The organism is Duganella radicis, assembly GCF_009720825.1.
Taxonomy (GTDB): domain Bacteria; phylum Pseudomonadota; class Gammaproteobacteria; order Burkholderiales; family Burkholderiaceae_D; genus Rugamonas; species Rugamonas radicis.
In genome coordinates this window covers 260,058-280,451 of record NZ_WNKY01000002.1, presented here as the reverse complement: position 1 = coordinate 280,451, position 20,394 = coordinate 260,058, and the positions used below count along the sequence as shown (strand labels likewise).

The following is a 20,394-nucleotide window of genomic DNA, read 5'->3' as shown; positions in this document are numbered from 1 at the left end:
TCGCGTCAAGATCATGCGGCACGGCTGCCCTGTTGGCACTCTGACGAATGATCTGGCCAAGCTGGATCACATCCTTCAGCCACGACGAGGTATTCATCAAACTGGAAGTCGAACAAATGAATCTATGGCTGGCCGCAGTCGCGGCGGGCAAATACCAAGAGGGGATAACATGTATATCGTGCTGCTCAAATTTGCTGAACAAGCAGAGGCGGAGATACTGGAAATCTCCCAGTCGCGGGCTGACGAGCGACTGAAGTTCCTGCTGGGTTGATGGTAGTTTGGCTTCGACAGCCGCTTCTCATCAGTTATACTCAATTCAGGCCGCATAGACGGCCGAATCTCCTCCCACTTCCATGAGAAAAGTCACAATGACGATTACGAAGCGACTGATATTAACCCTGTCGTTGGCCTTGGTGGCGCTGATCTTTGTCGGCGCCGCCGGTCTTACCCAGCTCGCGCGCGCGCAGCAGCGGCTGGATAGAGTACAAACCAATCTGATTCCCAGCATCGCCGGTTTGAATATGGCCAAGGGCTATCTGGCGGATAGTCGTCTGGCTGGCTATCGCTTGTCGGTGTTCTCCAATCTGGCGGATAAAACCGCGCTGGACAAAGCCTACAACGATGCCCACGCCAAGTTTGACGAAGTGGTTGCGCTGTACGAGAAGGAACGCATCGTCGACGATACCGATCGCAAGATGCTGGAAGCCGACAAGGCGGCCATGGCCGCTTATCGCCAGGCGCTGGTACCGTTCCTGGCCGGCGCGCATGCCGGCGACATGGACGCGGTGCGCGCCACGCTGCAAGCGGGTACGCCGTTGGCCACGTCGGCGGCTGGCGTCAAAAAAGCCTTTGACGATCATATCGCCTACAACAACAAGCTGATCGAGGATGTGCGCACCGAGAGTGTGGCGGCCTACAACTTCGCTTTCCGCCTGCTGGTGACGGTGATTGTGCTGGCGGTGCTGGTGACCGGCGCGCTGGCGTGGCAGCTGTACGTGACCATCAAGGGCAGCCTGGAATCGATCCGTGGCACGCTGGAAGATGTGAGCCAGTCGCTGGACCTGACGCATCAGATCAAGGTGGAACGCATGGACGAAATCGGCCACACGGCGGTGGCGTTCAACAAGCTGCTGGTGCAGATTGCCGGCGTGATCGAGACGGTGCGTGCCTCCACCAGCGCGGTGGGTGCGGCTTCGCAGCAGATCGCGGTCGGCACCGGCGACCTGTCGCAGCGCACTTCGTCGCAGGCGGCGGCGCTGGAGCAGACCGCCGCCAGCATGGAGCAGCTGACTTCCACCGTGGGCCAGAATGCCGACAATGCACGCCAGGCCAACCAACTGGCGCGTTCGGCGTCGGAAGTGGCGACGCAGGGCGGTTCGGTGGTGGAGCAGGTGGTGGTGACCATGGGCTCGATCAACGAATCTTCGCGCAAGATTGTCGATATTATTTCGGTCATCGATGGCATCGCGTTCCAGACCAACATCCTGGCGCTGAATGCGGCGGTGGAAGCGGCGCGTGCCGGTGAACAGGGACGTGGCTTCGCCGTGGTGGCGACCGAGGTGCGCAATCTGGCGCAGCGCTCGGCGGCGGCAGCCAAGGAAATCAAGGCGCTGATCGATGACTCGGTGGAGAAGGTTGGCTCGGGCACCAAGCTGGTGGAGCAGGCCGGCAGCACCATGCACGAAGTGGTCTCCAGCATCAAGCAGGTGACCGACATCGTGGGCGAAATCAGCGCGGCCACGCAGGAGCAGAACGACGGTATCGCCCAGGTGCATCGCGCGGTAACGGAAATGGATCAGAGCACGCAGCAAAATGCATCGCTGGTGGAGCAGACCGCCGCCGCAGCGACCTTGTTGCGCGACCAGGCGGACAAGCTGGAACAAGTGGTCAGCGCGTTCAAGATCAACGCCTCGCACGTGGCCTACGCACCGGCGCCCGCGCCGGTAATAGCGCCACAGCGTGCCGCTGTCGCCGTGCTGCCCAAGACGCCACGCGCCAAACCCGCGGCGAAACCAGCCGCCAAACCAGCACCGCAGACGCGCAAGGAAGCCTCTTCCGGCGACGAGTGGGAAGAGTTCTAACCCGCTGTGCGGGGGCTGACACGATTCATCCACTCGGCAATCGGCGCGGGCATCACCCCGCGCTGATTGCGGCGGTCATACACCTCATCCTTTTTAATCTGCACGCGGCACAGCGTAAAGGCTTGCTGCGGCTCACGGCTGTTGTCCACCATGATGGTGGTATCCCCCGTTCACGATGGTGCCGGATTCGCTCAGCCATTCAGTTTGCGGATGATTCGACCGGGAATATCGGGGTCGGCGTGGAAGTAGGGGACGTTTGGCGGCTGGGGGAGGTTTACGCCGGCCCGGAGCATCCGGCGCAGTGCTCGTGCAAGCGCCTTTTGGCCTTCACGGACGTTGTGTTCCACCTCCTCCGCGCTGGGCGCTGGGGCGGTGACGGTGACTGAACCGAACTTGACGGTCTTGAGCGCCGAACCGTCTTCTCTGATAACAAGCTCGACTTCTGGTGGTTTGCGCCTGGTACCCATGATGGGGAAATCGTATCACTGCGGCGATCAGCGCGATTTTCCTTTGCGCGCTACAATCAAACTCCATCTCTCTGGAGGATAGCGATGAACTTCAAGCGTCTGGGAAAATCTGGTTTGCGTGTGCCCGAGCTGAGTTTTGGCACGGCGACTTTTGGCGGCGGCAATGACTTCTTCAAAGCCTGGGGCAGTACGGACGCGGGCGGCGCTTCGCGGCTGATCGATGTGTGCCTTGAACATGGTGTCTCCATGTTCGATACCGCCGATGTGTATTCGGACGGCCTTGCCGAACAAATCCTCGGCCAGGCCATCAAGGGCAAGCGCAATCGCTTGCTGATCTCGACCAAGGTCACCTTCCCGACCGGCCAGGGCCCCAACGACTACGGCTCCTCGCGCCAGCACATTATCGAGGCGGTTGACAAATCCCTGCAACGGCTACAGGTCGAGCATATCGACTTGCTGCAACTGCACGGCCAGGACTACAACACACCGGTCGAGGAAACCCTCTCCACGCTGGACCAGTTGGTCCGCGCCGGCAAGGTGCGCTATATCGGCGCATCCAATTTCTCCGGCTGGCATTTGATGAAATCTCTGGCGACATCGGAGCGCTACGGCTATCCGCGCCACGTGGCACACCAGATTTACTACTCGCTGCTGAACCGCGATTACGAATGGGAGCTGGCGCCGCTGGCGGAGGATCAGGGCGTGGGCGCGGTGGTCTGGAGCCCGCTGGGCTGGGGTAAGCTGACCGGCAAGATCCGCCGTGGTCAGCCGGCCAAACCGGGCACGCGCGCACACGACATCGCCGGCACCGGCCCGCACTTTGAAGAGGAACGCCTGTTCCGGATTATCGAAGCGTTGGACGTGGTGGCGGAGCAGACCAGCAAGTCGATTCCGCAGATTGCGCTCAACTGGCTGTTGGGTAAAAAGACCGTCTCCAACGTCATCATCGGCGCGCGCGACGAGAAGCAACTGATCGAAAACATCGGTGCCACCGGCTGGTCGTTGACGCCGGAGCAGAATGCGCTGCTGGAGCAAGCCAGCAATGTGCCGCCGGCCTACCCGGTGTGGCACCAGCGCGGTTTCGCCATGCTGAATGAGCGCGGCGCTTAAAAGTTTTTGACCAGCGTCGCCCGCAGCGAGCGCGATTCGATAGGGTGAAAGTGGATGTCGGCGACGGCCGCCACTTCACCCTTCAACTGCGATTCATAGTAGTAGTCGATGGCTGAATCGCGGCGGTTGGTGATATTGAAGGCCTCCAGCTCCAGCGCCAGATCCTTCCTGATCTTCCAGCCGAAACGCCCGTTCAGCGTCATGCTCGACCTGGAGCGCACGCTGTTATCTTCGATCAGTGGACGCGGACCGAAATAGCGCAGCTTGAGCGAGGCGGAATACGGTCCGCCATCGTCCGCCGTCAGTGCTAGCTGGCCGGTGCCCTCGATCGCGCCCGGGATGTAGCTGCCCACCTCCTGATAGCCGCGCGAACGCGCCCGCGCATACGCCAGGTCCAGATCGACCGACAGCCATTTCAGCGGTTTGTAGTAGTTGGAGAACTCTACGCCATAACGCCGGCTGGGCGGGCCAGCCTCGGTGGCGCCGGCATCGCCGATGTAGACCAGCTCCGAATCGAAATCCAGCCGGTACACCGACAGCGACGTCTGCAAGCCGGGCAGCCACGAACTGCGCGCGCCCAGCTCCATGCCGCGCGAACGCACCAGCGGCGTCACCTTGTCGGCTGCCAGCCCGGTCTTGGGATCAATGGTAATGGTCGTGCCGCGCGCATCGTTGCTATGGAAGCCGCTGCCGAAATTGGCGTACACCTCGGCCGTGCGCCATGGCCCGTAGATCAGGCTCAGACTCGGGCTGACCAGATGGTCGTAAGCCTTGCCCGAATTGGCCGCAAGATCGCTCTGCACATTAAAACGATAGCTGTCGAAACGCGCGCCGACCACGGTGCGGAAAGCATCATCCCAGCGGGTATTGTTTTCCAGGAAAAGCCCGGCGCTGGATTCAACAATGTGATCCTGCCGCGTCACCGACAGCGTCTTGCGCGCCTGCGTGTTGTACAAGCCGTTGAAGATATTGTCGTTCTGAAGTTGCACGCCGACCGTGGTTTCGCTATTGCCGGTCCCGGTGTGATGATGCCAGCTGTGCGAGGCATTCAGGCCACTGGTGACGCGCTTGTCCGGCTGCGCAAACTGGTCGCCATGCACCGGATCTTCCATGAAGTAGGTGAAGTTGGACCACAGGTCCAGCTGGTTGGCGATGATGTAGGCATTCACCCTCGACGCGCTATCCTCCGCCGTGCGCCGCCAGGTCCCGGACAGGCTGTAACGGTGGGCCTTGCCGCCGTCGGTATTGTCGATGGTGTCGTTGCGGCCGATCTGGCCGTCCTGCACCGCGCGCAGCGGAATCTGGTCGGTGGAGTTCCAGTCGGCCTTGTAGACCATCAGGCTGACATTGAAGCCGTTGTTGGCGTAGCCTTCGCTGTAGCGCAGCACCGCGTTCAGTTTCTGATAATCGTCCGGGCGTGTGAAAGGGCCGTCGTTGTGCATCGCTTCGACAGCGTACAGCAGGCTGCCGTTGCCGGCATCGACTGAATTGGCGACCAGCGCGCGGCCGTAGCCGTTCTGGCCCGCGGAGACGCTGGCCACGCCTTGCAGCAGGCGGTTCGCATACACCACGGAAGCCGTGCCGGCCGAGGCAAAGTCGCCTTCCTCGGCGGAGTAGGGGCCTTTCTTGTAATCGAGTCGCACCGCCAGTTCAGGTATCAGGAAATTCAGATCGGTCCAGCCCTGTCCATGCGCGTGGCTGCGCTGGTTGACCGGCATGCCGTCCACCGTGGTGCGCAGGTCGGTGCCATGATCCAGATTGAAGCCGCGTAGATAGAACTGATTGGCCTTGCCTTCGCCGCTATGCTGGCTGACCACCAGCCCCGGCACCGCCTCCAGCATCTCGCCCGGACGATACACGGTGCGCGCCGCCAGCTCCTCTTGCGTGACGGTGCCGGCGCTGGCCGCATCGGCCACACCCAGCTGATTGGTGCGCGAGCCGTCCACCAGCACCCTTTGCAGGATCTGGTCGTCCGCTTGCGCGGAACCTAAAGCCAACAGCAGCGCGTACTTAAGGGGCGATTTGATCGATGTGGTCTTGATCGAACAACAGGGTTTTGGTGGTGCCATCGGTTTGCAGGTTCAGCGTGTTCTTTTGCGACGGCAGGAAGTCTATCAGCAAAGCATTGTGTATGCGGCTGCCTTTTGTCAGTTTTACACTTGGCATTTCCTGGAAAATGACCACGCTGTCGGCGTCCACCTTCATGCCCACCCATTGCAAGGGCAGGCGCGCGCCGTCCGGAGCGGTGATGGTGAACTGTTTTTCCACATAGCGGCGCAGCGGCGCTTCGCTGTCGGCGCGGCCAAGATCGAACTGGCGGCCATAGAGATTGGCCAGCAGCGAGGTGAGATCGTGCGCCGTGTAGGTGTGCACGATCTCGGTGCCGCCGGTGCGCTCGTTGTAGCTGATGTCCGCCATGCCCGTGTGGAAGTTGTGGGCGCAGGCGCTGCCGGCGCAGGCCAGCAGCACAGCCAGAACAAGCCGGTACATCACTTCTTCTCGTCCTTCTTCAATGGCGTATTAAAGTCGCGCATCAGGTTATTCTTGTCACGCTCGGTCTTGAACAGTTCGAGGCGGGACTGGGTAACCTTGCGCGGCCACGCGTTGTTTGAGGTGTCGATATCGGCGGTTTCCCAGTACGGGTCCTGGGTCAGGCCCACCATTGGCTCGTCGGTGACGATCAACTTGGTGATCTTGTTCGAGTTGTAGCGCCATACTTCAGCCGGAATGCGCTCGATGTACTTCTTGCCGCTCTTGAGTTCAATCTCCAGGATCAGCGGCATCACCATGCCGCCCAGGTTGGAGAAGTCCACCAGGTACAGATGCTTGCCCTGATCCAGCAGCTTCTTCTCCCACGGCTCCAGCTTCTCGGTCGCCTCGGCGTAGTTGTTGCGGTCCTTGTTGGTGACGGTGAACTCGTCATGCTCGTTGTAGAAGTCCTTCAGCTCCGGATGGGCGTCCACGCGCTTCGGCAGGGCCTTGTTGCGCTGCTCGGAGAGCGACACAGGCTCGGCGTCCTTCTGCGCCTTCTTCCATGCCTTTTCCTTCTCTGGGTCTTTGGTATTCACGCCGTATTCGCTGATGCCATCGATGCTGATGTCCACCGGATCGGTGGTGTAGAACCAGCCGCGCCAGAACCAGTCGAGGTCCGTGCCGGAAGCGTCTTCCATGGTGCGGAAGAAGTCCGCTGGCGTAGGGCGCTTGAACTTCCAGCGTTGCGCGTATTCGCGGAAGGCGTAGTCGAACAGCTCACGGCCCAGAATCGTCTCGCGCAGGATGTTCAAGCCGGTGGCCGGTTTGGCGTAGGCGTTGGGGCCTACCTGCACCAGTGATTCCGAGTTGGTCATGATCGGCACCTGGTTCTTGCTGCGCATGTAGTCGACAATGGCGCGCGGCTCGCCGCGGCGCGACGGGTATTTGTCTTCCCATTCCTGCTCGGCGAGGTACTGCACGAAGGTGTTCAGGCCTTCGTCCATCCAGGTCCACTGGCGCTCGTCCGAGTTGATGATCATCGGGTAGTAGTTATGGCCCACCTCGTGGATAATCACGCCGATCAGGCCATACTTGGTCTGCTCCGACCAGGTCAAGGCGCCGGTCTTCTTGTCCTTGGAAGGACGCGGGCCGTTAAAGGAGATCATCGGATACTCCATGCCGCCCACCGGACCGTTGACCGAGATCGCGGTCGGATACGGATAGTCGAAGCTGTACTTGTTGTACTTGTCGATGGTGTGGATGATGGCCTGCGTGCTGTACTTGCCCCACAGCGGATTGCCTTCCTTCGGATAGTAGGACATCGCCATCACATCGGTGGAATCCTTCTTGTAGCCCTGCGCGTCCCAGATGAATTTGCGGCTGGAGGCCCAGGCAAAATCGCGCACGTTGCTGGCCTTGAAGTGCCAGGTCTTGCTGGCCGTGCTGCGCGATTTCTCGGCCTTCGCAGCTTCCTCCTGCGTGACGATCACCACTGGCGAGGTGGCGGTCTTCGCCTTCGCCAGACGCTCGCGCTGTGCGGCCGTCAGCACGTCGTTCGGATTTTGAAGCTCGCCGGTGGACGCCACCACGTGATCGGCCGGCACGGTCAGCTGCACATCATAGTCGCCGAATTCCAGCGTGAACTCGCCGGTGCCCAGGAACTGCTTGTGCTGCCAGCCATAGACGTCGTAGTAGGCCGCCATGCGTGGGAACCACTGGGCGATCTCGAACAAGTCGTTCTTGTCTTCCTCGAAGTGCTCGTAGCCGGAACGGCCGCCCAGCACCTGCTGCTCGTTGATGTTGTAGGACCAGTCGATATTGAAGACGAACTTCTCACCCGGCTTCAATGGCGTCGGCAGGTCGATGCGCATCATGGTGCGGTTGATGACGTGCTTGAGCGCCTGGCCGTTAGCGCCGACGCTCTTGATCTTGAAACCGCCGTCGAACTCACGGCCTGCCAGGATGGCGCGCATGCCTTCGAACTTGTAGCCGTCGTCCGCCGACGATGGCTTGGCCCATGCCTCGCGCGAAGGCTGGGTGAGCATCATGCGGGCGTCGGAGTCTTTCTTGTAGATGTTCTGGTCCAGCTGCACCCACAGGTAGCTCAGCGTATCGGGCGAGTTATTGTGATAGGTGATTTGCTCGCTGCCGGTGATCGCGCGCCTGGTCTCATCCAGCGTGGCGCTGATGGTGTAGTCGGCGCGCTGTTGCCAGTAGGCGTGACCCGGCGCACCGGAGGCGGTGCGGTAGGCGTTAGGTGTAGGCAGGATCTCTTCGAGTTGACGGAACTTGTCGTCGAAAGGCTCCGCTGCGTAAGCGGACACCGTCAGGCAAATGGCCAGTAAGCCGATTTTCTTGCGCATGTAGTGGGTTCCTCTGGATAAGAGGATAAATTGTATAGCAGGTTTTCATACGACTACCTGCCGATACAATAATATACAAACCCAAAATTAAACTGGTTTCAGCGCTTGGCTTTGGCGGCGTGGAACTCTTCCTGGAACCGGTAGTGCGCGTCGTCCGTGGCGGTGACGGCGGTGGATGGCACGTCCAGTTTCATCAGGCGCGAACCCGCACCGGCGCTGGCTTGCGGCCATTCCGGCAAACCGGCGCCGTTAGGATTGCCGGTCTTGATGAAGTTGGCGAAGTATTCCTGCATTTGCGCCGACAGCGCGCGGTCCTCGTCGGTCCAGGCATAGACTTTATTTCCGGCCAGGTTGCCCATGGCGTATTCGATCTCCACCGAGTGGCCGGCGCCTTCCTGGCCCGGACGCGGACGGGTGTAGTAATAACGGTAGGTCGGCTTGCCGCTGGTGCGCGCGTGGGTGTCGATCCACTTCCAGGTGCCGTAGCCGATGAAGCGGTCGCTCGCCAGCTCGGTCGCGGCCTGCTTCACGTCGCCGCTGTAGGCTTGCTGCGCGGCGGCGGCCTGGTCGCCGTACAGCTTTTGCAGCGCGGCGGCGAAGTTTTCGGCGGTTGGCTCGGCGTCGCCGAGGATTTGTTTGTAGTGCCCTTCATACGAGTTCCAGCCCGCCAGCAAAGGCACTTTGGCCTGCTCGCCGGCGGCGTACATGATGGCTGGCGAACGCGGAATCACATAGCCATCTTCGATGGCGGAGAACCAGGTGCCCGGCTTTTTGGTGGTGTCCAGCAGCTGCTGTGCCGGCATGGTGCGCAGTTCGGCCAGTGTCGGCGCGCCGGCGTCTTTGGCAAAGGCGGCGCCAACCTGCTCGGCAAAGCTGAGCGGAGCCAGGCCCATGGCGCTGAGCAGGGAACCGCTTTCGCCGATGGCGCCGGCGATCAAGCCCCTGGCCTGAGGATTGATCATCTGCGCACTGACCGAGAACGAACCGGCCGATTCGCCGGCGATGGTTACGCGTGCGGGATCGCCGCCAAAAGCCGCGATATTCTTCTTCACCCATTGCAGCGCCGCCGCCTGGTCCATCAGACCGTAGTTGCCGGAGGCGTGATGCGGCGATTCTTTGGTCAGTTCGGGATGCGCCAAAAAGCCGAAGATGTTCAGGCGATAGTTGACGGTCAGCGTGACAATGCCCTTGGCCGCCATGCTCTCGCCGTCGTAGCGCGGCTCCGAGCCGTCGCCCGCAGCAAAGCCGCCGCCGTAGAAGTACACCAGCACCGGCAGCTTTTCCCTGGCCGATTTGGCCGGGGTCCAGACGTTGAGGTACAGGCAGTCCTCGCTCACGCCGTCGGCACGGAACACCATGTCGCTGAACAGCGGCAGCTGCATGCAGCGCGCGGCGAAATGATCGGCTTTGCGCGTGCTTTTCCACTTGGCCGCAGGTTGCGGTGCCGCCCAGCGCAGCTTGCCGACTGGTGCCGCCGCATAGGGAATACCCTTGAACGACTTCACGCCCGAGGCCTCCTGCACGCCCGTCACCGCACCGCTGGCGGTGGTGGCGCGCGGTGTGCTGCTGGCGGCGGCGTAGGTGGAAGAGGAAATTACACTAGCGGCGATCAACAGCACATGGAGTTTGTTCATTGTCTCGATATGGTTTTAGTGTTTGGGCCGCAAACGTGGTGCGGCATCGGACTGGCGGCGTATCAGTGCGTGCTCGATAACGACGTGTTCAGTTTCTTCCGGCGTGCCGTTGCGCTGGGCGCGGATCAGGCGCACCAGGATCTGCACGGCCTTTTCCGCCATGTCGGCAATCGGCTGGCGCACGGTGGTCAGCTCGGGCCAGATGGTGGTGGCGAGCGCGGTATCGTCGAAGCCAGCCACGGTCAGGTCGCCTGGCACGTCCAGGCCGAGGCGGTGTGCGATCGCCACCACGGCGGCGGCCATGTCGTCGTTGCTGGCAAAGACGGCGGTCGGGCGCTGTTCAAGGCCCAGTAGCTGTTCGGCCGCATCCAGGCCGGAGCGGTAGGTGAACAGGCCTTGCACAATCAGCTCTTTGGCTTTCTGCGCGTTTTTCTCCGCGATGGCGGCCTTGAAGCCGGCCAGGCGGCGCGCGCTGGCGCTCTGGTTCGGATGGCCGATGACGAAGCCGATGCGCTGGTGGCCCAGCGCGATCAGGTGGCTGGTCATGGCGTAGGCGGCTTCGTAGTCGTCGATGCTGACGCCGCCGACGCGCGGGTCGGGCTGGCCGCAAGCCACGGTGATGGCCGGCGTGCCGGAAGCGGCGATCAGGTCGATCAGATCGCGCACGTCGCACAATGGCGGTGGCAGGATGATGCCGTCCACGCCGTTGGCGATCAGGCGGCGCGCCTGTTCGACGCCGTGTTCATCGGCTTCGCATTTTTCCACCACCAACTGCACATTATTCGGGCTGGCCTGGTTCAGCAGGCCGACCAGGAATTCGCTCAGGTAGCCCGCGCTTGGATTCGAATACAGGAAGCCGACGCGGATCGGGCGCGAGCCGGCGAGGCGGCGCGCCGCCTGGTTGGGAACGTAGTTGAGGGCAGCAACAGCCGCATCGACGCGGTTGCGGGTTTTTTCGCGGACGTTGGTATCGCCGTTCATCACGCGCGACACCGTCATCGGGGATACGCCAGCCAGCTTGGCCACATCGGCCATGGTGGGGGCCTGCGAGCGGCTCTGCACGGCCGGTACGGGCGCCGGTTTCACCTTAGTTTTTGTCATCTGTCCTCAATTAGTATAAAGCTAGGTTAAGTCCCGGACTTTACCACAAGCGGGGCTTAACCACGACCCGGCGCATAGGGATAACGCAAGGATTGATAGTATTCCAGCGGATGGGCGGGCGCTTGCACGCCGGGCGGCAGCGGCAGGCCGGACACCGACTGGAAGTAGGCGATGCAGGCATCGCGCCACAAAATGGCGTTATTGACCTGGCGTGTCAGGCGCTGGTCGACTTCGGCGTAGCGGCGCGCGTCGATCAATGGCTTGAGCGCGGACCAGCGGGCTTGCATGGCTTTGGTCTCGGCCACGCCCCTGTCGTAACGGGCCAACAGCTCGGCCCACAGCGTGCGGCCGGACGGCATGGCGTAGTCCCATGGCAGGTGGTGGAACCACAGCAGCAGCTGTTCCGGCGTGGTGCGCGGATCGGCATACTGGCGCGCGATCTCCGGCGCGTACTGGGACAGCGCGTTGCTGCCGCTGGCGGTGCGATTGAAGCCGATACCGTTGCGGTCCGCGCGGTGATAGTAGACCGGGTTCCAGTCCGGGCGCTCAAGATTGTCCACCCACGGCGCCGGGCCGTGATGGTGGCTGGTGCCCATCATGTGATGCAGGCCGAGAGGCGTCATGTAATCCACCACCGCTTCGCGCGACACCATCATGATATCGACGATGGGCCTGACCACGCGCTGGTCCGGGCCGAAGGTGAGGGCGGCCCATTCGGCGGCGATGTCTTTGGCCTTGGCTTGCGGGTTCCATGCCAGCTTGCCGTAGGCGTACCAGTTGGCCTGGTCGAAGTGGGAGCCGGACCAGTTACGGTCGCTGCCGATGTTGGCCACGCCGGCCATGCCGCTCAGGGTCTGGGCCACGGTCTTGCCGGCGCCTTGGCCAGTGCGGGTGTCCGATTCCAGCGTCTCTTCGTACATGGTGCCGAGGTAGGCCAGGTCGGTCGAGTAGCCCAGGTACTCCTTGGTGATCTGGAATTCCATCATCAGCGGCGTTTTTGGCATGGCGCCGAACAGCGGGTGGAACGGCTCGCGCGGCTGGAAGTCGATGGCGCCGTTCTTCACCTGTACCAGCACGTTGGCGGCGAACTGGCCGTCCAGTGGCTTGAATTCTTCGTAGGCCTGCTTGGCGCGGTCTTCGTCAAGGTGAGCGCCTTTGGGCGCGTAGACGAAGGCGCGCCACATGACGATGCCTTTGTGGGGCGCGACGGCGGCGGCCAGCATATTGGCGCCGTCGGCATGGGTGCGGTGGTAGTCCTGCGGGCCGGGCTGGCCTTCGGAATTAGCCTTGACCAGGAAGCCGCCGAAGTCGGGGATGGCCTTGTAAATTTCGTCGGCCTTGTTCTTCCACCATTGCCGCACTTCCGGCGCCAGCGGGTCGGCGGTGCTGGTTTCGTGCAGTTCCAGCGGCGTCGAGAAGCGCGCCGACAGGTAGACCTTGATGCCATAAGGGCGCAGGATGTCCGCCACAGCGGCGGTCTTGGCGATGAAGGACGCGGTCAGGACTTCCGGCTTGGAGTTGACGTTGTTAAGCACCGTGCCGTTAATGCCCAGCGAGGCGTTGGCGCGGGCGTAGTCGGTGTAGCGCGCATCTTTAATCTCCGGCAGGCCCCACCAGTCCCAGATCGACTGGCCGGAGTAGCCGCGCTCCACGCTGCGGTCGAGGTTATCCCAGTGATTCAGCAAACGCAGTTGCAGCTTGGGTGCGGAACTAACGGACGCCGTGCTGCCGATGGCGGCGCCGCGCAGCCAGGCGTAGGCGCCGTACAGCAGGCCGATATCGCTGTTGGCGGCGATGAGGGTGACTTTGTGGCCTAGCACGCGTGTGGCGCGCAGCAGATAGCCTTCTTCTCCCAGTGCGGCCAGGTCGGCGCGCAGTGCGGCGTCGGACGCGGTCAGCGCTGGCAGGCGGGTCGGCGTGGCGAGCAGCAGGCTGCCGTCGGCGATGCGCGCCTCAGGCGCGGGGGCTTTGCCCAGCATGCCGGCCAGGCCGCGCTGAAGTTCGGCCAGCGCGGCATTGGTGGTCGGCGTTGCGGCGCCGGGCAACACGATGCCGCGTGCCTGCGCTTTGACTGCGGTTTGCGCCGTGCCGCTCAGCGGCCGGTAGCGCAGCCACAGGTCATAGCCGTCTTCATCGGCCGCAAATACTGTCGATGCGAGCGACAGCAGTAGCGCCGCCAGGGCCGCGGGAAGAAAAAAACGCATGGTGTCTCCGATTTATGATAGCGTAACCATTTCATTATGCCACGATGTTAGTGAACATTTCCAACGAGGAGTTAGACAAAGATGAAAATATCCCGCCGTAGCTTTATGGCCATGATGGCCGCCGCCGGCGCGGCGCCGCTGCACGCCGCTGAAATGCCTGAGCCCTTGAAGGTGCTGGGCAAACGCAAAGGTATCAACATCGGCAATGCGATCGGAGGCCGCTACTTCCACGATCCTGCCTACAAGGCGCTGATGGCGCGCGAGTGCAATATGCTGGTGGCCGAGAATGAAGGCAAGTGGCAGGCGCTGGAGCCCAGGCCGGGCCAGTACAATTTTGGCCCGGCCGACGCCATGTACGCGTGGGCGAAGGAACAGGGCATGCTGGTGCGCGGGCATAACCTGGTCTGGCAGGAGGCCAAGTGGCTGCCGAAGTGGGTGAATGAATACGACTTCGGCGCGCAGCCGGCCAAGGCGGCGGAAGCGCTGCTGCGCAAGCATATCGTGACCGTGTGCGAGCATTTTGGTAGCGCTATTCACAGTTATGATGTGGTGAACGAGGCGGTCGATCCGAAGACCGGTGGCTTGCGTTCGAATGTGTTCACCGAGCGTATGGGGGCGGTGGAGCAGATCGATCTGGCGTTCCGGCTGGCGCGGGAGAAGGCGCCCGGGGCGCAACTGGTCTACAACGATTACATGCGCGGCGATGAAGGCAGCGCCAAACATCGGGCAGGTGTGCTCAAGCTGCTGCATGATCTGAAATCGCGCGGCACGCCGGTGCAGGCCTTGGGCTTGCAGAGCCATATCGGTTCGTGGGATGACATCAGCACCAGTGCCACCTATCAGCAGGAATGGCGCAAGTTCCTGGACGAGGTGACGGGCATGGGGCTGGATTTGCTGATTACCGAGTTTGACGTCAATGACCGCAAGTTGCCGGCCGATGTGAAGACGCGCGATGCAGGCGTGGCGGCGCTGGCCAGGGATTATCTGGACGTGACGCTCAGCTACCCGCAGTGCAAGGACTTCCTGATGTGGGGAATGGCGGATAACGTCAGCTGGCTGCAAGGCTGGGATGAGGCGCCGCGCACCGATGGGCAGAAGATGCGGCCAACGCCGTTTGACGCCGAATTGCGCGCCAAGCCGCTGCGCGATGCGATCGCCGCCGCTATCAAGGCGGCGCCGCAGCGCGCCTGAGGCTTACTGGCGCGGACTTTCCGGCGGGCCGAGGTAGCTCGGCTTCTGCCCGCCGGTGTTGACCACCAGCTTTTGCAGCACCAGCCCCGAATCCAGCGCCCAGAACTTGAGCGTGTGCTTGCCCGGCTTGTCGATCTTGTGCCGCGACACCAGCACCGTCGCGCCATCCGATACACTGCGCTCCCAGGCTTTTTCACTGCCATCCGCATGCAGGTTGACGACCTGCGGTGCTTCGTCGTCGAACGAAATCGCATAGCGCAGACCCTCGCCCGGCTGGAACTTCTGCGTCGGCGCCAGCGTGGCCTGCACCTCGAACTGACCGGCGCTGAACAGCTGCATCTCATACTCCAGGCGCATGGAAGGAGACGCATCGGCCGGCGCATCCACCGGCAGCACCGTCATACCAGACAAGGTGCGGCCGTGATCCGGTACTTTCAACCAGCTGCGCTGACCAGCCGGCACGGCGCGGGTGTAATGCTCCGCCTCCATCGCCACCACGCCGCCGGTTTCGATAAAGCCACTCAGCGACGCCGCATCGGCGGGCTTGCGCACCGGGACTTTCACCACCGTCCTGCCGCCAGCGCCCGAGATGGTCAGCGTCGCGCTGCGCACACCGTCCGGCACCTCGGCCCAGCGCACATTCACCACCACGCGCTGCTCGCGCGCCACTTTGCCAGCCGGCTTGTCCAGTGTGATCCACGGCTCGCTGGCCACGACCTTGTAATCGAACGGCTGCTGGCCGCGATTGAAAATGTCGATGAAGCGAGCACGTTGCTCGAATACGTCCAGTGCCGGCAAGGCGAGGGCGTCGCCGCCCGGTCCCGGCCAAACCTGTTCGCTGCCTTCCACCGCCACTCCCATGTCGGCGGCTTTCGGCACTTGCATCTCCGTCACCGGCGGCATCACATTGCGCGGTGGCTGGTTCCAGTAGGTGTAGCCCAGGTGAGTCTGCGACATCATGTGATTCCACTTGCCGCCGCTGATATCCTCGTGATAGCGGCGCACCAGCTCAGCGTCTTCCGCAAACAGCGAACGGGTACGCGCCGCCAGGTCATTGGTGGAAGCGCGGCCCTGCAGGCCATACAGGCGATTCAAGCCGGCAGTGACGTATAGCTCATTCACTACCGCGCTGGCCTTCACCGGATATAGCACCAGCTGATAGAACGCATCGCGCCTGGCTGCCGGCAGGGCGGCGGAAATCTTCTCCGCACGTGCCGCCAACGTCTTGTAGTCGTCGACGATGCGCGCCGCTTCGTTGTAGTTCACCAGACTGTAAGTGTTGGGCTCCAGCTGCTCCGGCTTGCGGCGGCCGTTGTACTTGGCGTATTTGGCCACGATGTCGGCGATATCGTCGGCATGCTCAGGGCCGAACTCGCGCGCGGCCCACAGCTTCAGGTAATCCGGCAGGCGCTCGGCCGGCCACGCGGCAGGGTTCCATGCGTAGGTGAGGAAGAACTCGATCGGCACCTCCATCGGTTTCAGGTCGCCGACGTTGACGATCCACATGCGGTTGGCCTGATACTGCCACGCCAGATGCATCTGTTCCCAGACTTTCGGCAGCGGCGTCACATTGATCCACTTGTATGAACGCGGACCGCCGACATAGTCGAAGTGATAGTAGACGCCTGCGCCACCTGCGCGCTTGCGTTCTTCCGGCGTCGGCAGGCGGCGGATATTGCCCCAGTTGTCGTCGCACCACAGCAGCATCACGTCATCCGGAACCCGCATGCCTTTTTCGTAGTAGTCCTGCACCTCCTTGTACAGTGCCCACAGCTGCGGCACTTTGGTGACATCCGGATTAATCTCTTTCGCGATGATGCTGCGCTGGTCGCTGACGATGCGCTCCAGCAGCGACACATTGGCATCGCGCGACATCGGCTCGTCGCCGTCGCCGCGCATGCCCAGCGTAACCACCTTCTCCTGTCCTTGCGTCGCGCGCAGGCCTTGCGTCCAGAACTCGCGCAGCTTTTCGCCGCTGCGGTTGTAGTCCCAGTGCTGGCCGCCGCCGTAGCGGCGCCACTCATCGTGCGCGCGCATCATTGGCTCGTGGTGCGAGGTGCCGATGACAACGCCGTATTCATCGGCGGTCTTGCCATTCAGCTTATCGTCATCGTAGAAGGCCTCGCCCCACATGGCCGGCCACAGGTAATTGCCGCGCAAGCGCAGGATCAGTTCAAACACCTTCGAATAAAACTTGTGATTGAAGTCGCCGTAATGCTGCTTGACCCAGCCGGTCAGCGCCGGCGCTTCATCGTTCAGGAAAATGCCGCGATACTGCACCACCGGCGCATCGCTCACCGCGGCGGCGGCCGATGCGTAGACGTTGGCGTGCTTCGCAGCCGGCACGTCGGCCCACCAGTTCCACGGCGAGACGCCGATCTGCTCGGACATTTCATAGATGCCGTAGATGGTGCCGCGCTTGTCGCTGCCGGCGATCACCAGCGCGCGTTCCACGCCGGGCAGCGGATTGCGCAGGGTCTGCACCTGCCAGCCTTCCCACTTGCCCTTGATGGACGAGACATCCAGTTTGCCGGCCGCCACCAACTGATCGATCAGCGCGCTCTTGCCGACGGTGCCAATGATGACCACATCCGCGCCAGCCGGTTTGCCGCCGGTATTCAGCGCAGGGCGCGCCGCGCTGACACGGGCTATGTCGGCCTGCAGATCGCCCGCCGCGCGCACCACGCCCGGATAGTCGGCCGGGTCCACATACAGCTTGGCGGCCTGGCCGTTGCGGGCCAGCGCCACCGCATCGGCGGGAGGGGTGTCAAACCACGCCAGTTTTTTCTGGCCCAGCGCGTGCGCGGGCAGGGCGTGTGAAAGCAGGGCCAATAGCATGGCTGCGGTGGCGAGGAGTCGTTGTCTCATATGGTTTTATTTTTCAGTTATTTTTCAATTATTTTTCAATTGGCTGGTAGTCGAACCATGCAAAATCCGCAGCAGGCATGGCTTGCTGCCGGGCGCCTTCGGCATACATGCCGATGAAGACGCCGGTAAATCCGCCCGCCGCTTCGGACGACAGCGGCGCAGTTGGCAGGATGCCGATTTGCTTGAGTTGTGCGCCCGCGCCGCCATAGCTGAATTCATAGCGGTCGGGCCACGATTCCACTTGCAGCACAACGGGCCCCGGCGGCAACGGCGCGCTAGCCTTCAGCGAAGTGACGCCGCCAGCGCGGGCCAGCAGTTCCAGCTTGCGTTGTGGTGCGCCGGTGACGCGCAGCTGGTAGTAGTTCTTCTCATTCTGGCGCAGCACCAGGCCTGCCGCGTGGCTGGCGGCGGATGGTTCGAATTCAATCTGCGTGGCCGCGCGCATGCGCATGTGCTCCTGGCGGCGGGCGATGAAGGCCGGCTGCGCGATGTCGTTCATGGTGACGCCGCTGCCTTTCAGGCGCAGGTAGCCCGGACGTTCGCTCAGGGACCAGAGACCGTCGCCCGGACCGCGCAACTGCGCCCATTGCAGGCCAAGCCTGGGCGCGGTGAAGTCGTCGCGCACCGGTTCGGCCGGCCATGGCGCCAGCGGCGGCAGACCCTCGGCCGACATTTCCGTCGCCAGTGGCCGGCCTTTGTTCACGGTGATCCAGCCTTGCTCATTCCATTCGACGGGCGTCAGCAGGGTTTCGCGGCCGAGGTGGTGTTTTTGATCGATGGGGCGTATGCCCAGCAATGGCATCCACCATTTGCCCTCCGGCGTTTGTACCAGGTCGCCGTGGCCGGTGGCTTGCAGCGGCAGTTCCGGATGGCCGCGATGCGTCAGGACAGGATTGGCAGGATTGGAGACGAACGGGCCGAAGGGCGACGCGGAGCGCGCCATGGTCAGGCTGTGGTTATACGAGGTGCCGCCCTCGGAGATCATCAGGTAATACTGACCATCGTGCTTGTACAGGTGCGGGCCTTCCGGCCATACGCCGCCGGTGCCGGACCAGATCAGGCGCGGCGGCTCCAGCAGCTTGCCGGCCTTGAGGTCGATCTCGGCCTGATACACGCCGCCATGTTCGCCGCCGCCATGGCGGGTGTAATAGACCTTGCCGTCATCGTCGAAGAACAGCGACGGGTCCATGGCGAAACTGGGGTCGTTCAGCCACACCGGTTCCGACCATTCGCCGGCGGGGTCTTTGGTGTGGACGTAGAAGGCGCCGCCGCCCTCCATATTGGTGGTCACCATATAGAACACGCCGTCGTGGCAGCGCAGGGTTGGGGCGTAGATGCCTTGCGAGCTGCGGGTGTTTTTCAGATTCAGCTGGCTGGCGCGCGTGAGCGCGTGGCCGATCTGGCGCCAGTGCACCAGATCCTTGCTGTGATAGATTGGCACGCCGGGGAAGTACTCGAAGCTGCTAGTGGCCAGATAATAGTCGCCGCCGACGCGGCAGATGCTCGGGTCGGCGTGGAAGCCGCTCAGCACGGGATTGGTATAAGTGGCCACAGGCGCAGCGATCGCAGGCGCGGCCAGCGAGGCGGCGGCGAACAAGGAGGCGGCGGTGGCCGCGAATCGGGCGCGCATCATTTGGCGCCTCCACATTGTTTGCGCAGCGCGGCCAACGGCACGGTTTCGGCCAGCGCGCGGTAGCCGGCCAGCGATGGATGCAGGTGGTCGCCGGAGTCATAGACCGGTTTGAGGTGATCCGGCCTGGCGGGATCGCGCAGCGCCGCGTCGAAATCGGCGATGGCGTCGAACACGCCGGAAGTGCGTATCCACTTGTTCAATTCCTGGCGATCCGCCTCGTTTTCGGGCTCCGGATGGTAGTAATCGCTGCCGACATACGGCGTCACCGTGGCGCCAATCAGACAGACGCCGTGCGCGCGTGCGCGTTCGGCCAGTTGGCGGTGGGCCAGTTTCAGGTCCGCCAGCAGTTGCTGGCGGTCGGCTGGCGTATCAGGCGTGTTGCGATGCTGGCCACCCATGTCGTTCACGCCGATCAGCACCAGCGCATGCGTCACGCCGGCGCGTGACAATACGTCGCGGTCGAAGCGTGCCACCAGGTTAGGACCCAGGCCATCGCGCAGCATGCGGCCGCCGCCGATGCCGGCATTGACCACGCCCAGCGCGATTTTCTGGTTGCGCAGGCGCGCCGCCAGCACGTCCGGCCAGCGGGTATTGGTATCGGGCGGTACGCCATAGCCGTCGGTGATGGAGTCGCCAATCGCTACCAGCGCGCCCACTTTGCGTGGCGCCAGCACCTCGACGTCGCTGAGCGCATACCAGCGCGTAGTCTTGCCCGCATCCTCCCACACCGCGTCGTTCACGCGATTGCCTTTGGCGAGGAAAGTGGTGGCGCGCGCGCCCGGATGGCCGGTCTGGCGCGCCGGCGCCTCCTTGAAATACATCGACACCGCCAGATCGGTGCCAGGTTTGAGCTCCATGTCGATGGCGTCGCTGTAGTATTCCGCGCCGGCCGGGATCGTGACCGAGCCGTTGCCGCCGAAGGTGAGGGGGCGCGGGCTGGCGGCGACATCGGCCTTGCCGGGCTGCGGCGACAGCGCCACGCTTGCCGCGTCAAGCGTCAATGGTGCAGTGCCATATACATTGCTGACGCGAACCCGGAATTGCTTGCCTCCCAGAGTGAGACGGACCACCTGGCGGAGACTGCCGTCGCGCCAGTTTTCAGCCGCCAGTTCATTCGCCGGCTCGGGAATTTGCTGCGCCGCACCCCAACTCGCCACCCAGTGCGAAGCCGGTTCCGCAGCCGTGGCGTTCATCAGAAAGGCCGCAAGCGCGGCGCCCAGGCAGCTGCGTAAAGCGTGTTGACTTGGTTGCATAAATCCTTCACACTCAT

14 protein-coding genes are annotated in these 20,394 nt (G+C 62.8%); 3 read left to right on the top strand and 11 right to left on the bottom strand.

The features are described from left to right. The first annotated feature begins 368 nt into the window (after positions 1–368). Complete coding sequence (locus GM676_RS04385; RefSeq protein WP_155462167.1) at positions 369–2,081, top strand: methyl-accepting chemotaxis protein; 1,713 nt, start codon at positions 369–371, stop codon at positions 2,079–2,081. Here the strand turns inward: GM676_RS04385 and GM676_RS04380 are convergent. Together GM676_RS04380 and GM676_RS04375 are read right to left on the bottom strand one after the other, a co-directional pair. After that, positions 2,078–2,233: a hypothetical protein gene (locus GM676_RS04380; protein WP_155462166.1), complete on the bottom strand. Its 156-nt coding sequence runs from the start codon at positions 2,231–2,233 to the stop codon at positions 2,078–2,080. The genes GM676_RS04385 and GM676_RS04380 overlap by 4 nt on opposite strands. Before the next feature lie 39 nt (positions 2,234–2,272). Continuing rightward, positions 2,273–2,548, bottom strand: coding sequence for a hypothetical protein (locus tag GM676_RS04375; RefSeq protein ID WP_155462165.1), 276 nt, complete (start codon positions 2,546–2,548; stop codon positions 2,273–2,275). Positions 2,549–2,632: 84 nt separating this feature from the next. Between GM676_RS04375 and GM676_RS04370 the strand changes: the two genes are divergently transcribed. After that, positions 2,633–3,658 (top strand): aldo/keto reductase, encoded by a 1,026-nt coding sequence (locus GM676_RS04370; protein ID WP_155462164.1) that lies wholly within the window; start codon positions 2,633–2,635, stop codon positions 3,656–3,658. On the opposite strand, the gene GM676_RS04365 is transcribed toward GM676_RS04370, so the two are convergent. The 6 genes from GM676_RS04365 to GM676_RS04340 form a co-directional block, all read right to left on the bottom strand. Next, positions 3,655–5,727: a TonB-dependent receptor gene (locus tag GM676_RS04365; protein ID WP_155462163.1), complete on the bottom strand. Its 2,073-nt coding sequence runs from the start codon at positions 5,725–5,727 to the stop codon at positions 3,655–3,657. The two genes, GM676_RS04370 and GM676_RS04365, sit on opposite strands and share 4 nt — an antisense overlap. Then, positions 5,669–6,148 (bottom strand): DUF6702 family protein, encoded by a 480-nt coding sequence (locus GM676_RS04360; RefSeq protein ID WP_155462162.1) that lies wholly within the window; start codon positions 6,146–6,148, stop codon positions 5,669–5,671. The genes GM676_RS04365 and GM676_RS04360 overlap by 59 nt, the downstream gene beginning before the upstream one ends. Then, positions 6,148–8,493, bottom strand: coding sequence for a M1 family metallopeptidase (locus tag GM676_RS04355; RefSeq protein ID WP_155462161.1), 2,346 nt, complete (start codon positions 8,491–8,493; stop codon positions 6,148–6,150). The genes GM676_RS04360 and GM676_RS04355 overlap by 1 nt, the downstream gene beginning before the upstream one ends. Before the next feature lie 98 nt (positions 8,494–8,591). After that, positions 8,592–10,127, bottom strand: coding sequence for a carboxylesterase/lipase family protein (locus tag GM676_RS04350; protein ID WP_155462160.1), 1,536 nt, complete (start codon positions 10,125–10,127; stop codon positions 8,592–8,594). 15 nt (positions 10,128–10,142) lie between these two features. Next, a complete protein-coding gene (locus tag GM676_RS04345; protein ID WP_155462159.1) occupies positions 10,143–11,228 on the bottom strand; it encodes a LacI family DNA-binding transcriptional regulator in 1,086 nt (361 codons plus the stop codon). Positions 11,229–11,284: 56 nt separating this feature from the next. Continuing rightward, complete coding sequence (locus tag GM676_RS04340) at positions 11,285–13,432, bottom strand: alpha-glucuronidase family glycosyl hydrolase (RefSeq protein ID WP_155462158.1); 2,148 nt, start codon at positions 13,430–13,432, stop codon at positions 11,285–11,287. An 81-nt stretch (positions 13,433–13,513) separates the two neighbouring features. Between GM676_RS04340 and GM676_RS04335 the strand changes: the two genes are divergently transcribed. After that, positions 13,514–14,623, top strand: coding sequence for an endo-1,4-beta-xylanase (locus GM676_RS04335; protein ID WP_155462157.1), 1,110 nt, complete (start codon positions 13,514–13,516; stop codon positions 14,621–14,623). 3 nt (positions 14,624–14,626) lie between these two features. On the opposite strand, the gene GM676_RS04330 is transcribed toward GM676_RS04335, so the two are convergent. Genes GM676_RS04330 through GM676_RS04320 form a run of 3 tightly spaced genes read right to left on the bottom strand, consistent with a single transcriptional unit; the run spans position 14,627 to position 20,377 of the window. Beyond that, positions 14,627–17,491 carry a glycosyl hydrolase 115 family protein gene (locus GM676_RS04330; protein ID WP_155462156.1) on the bottom strand — a complete coding sequence of 955 codons (2,865 nt, stop codon included), beginning with the start codon at positions 17,489–17,491 and terminating at the stop codon, positions 14,627–14,629. Positions 17,492–17,519: 28 nt separating this feature from the next. After that, positions 17,520–19,124, bottom strand: a complete 1,605-nt coding sequence (locus tag GM676_RS04325; protein WP_211923143.1) for a glycoside hydrolase family 43 protein — start codon at positions 19,122–19,124, stop codon at positions 17,520–17,522. After that, positions 19,121–20,377 (bottom strand): SGNH/GDSL hydrolase family protein, encoded by a 1,257-nt coding sequence (locus GM676_RS04320; protein WP_229262528.1) that lies wholly within the window; start codon positions 20,375–20,377, stop codon positions 19,121–19,123. Before GM676_RS04320 ends, GM676_RS04325 begins: the two co-directional genes overlap by 4 nt. Positions 20,378–20,394: the final 17 nt, after the last annotated feature.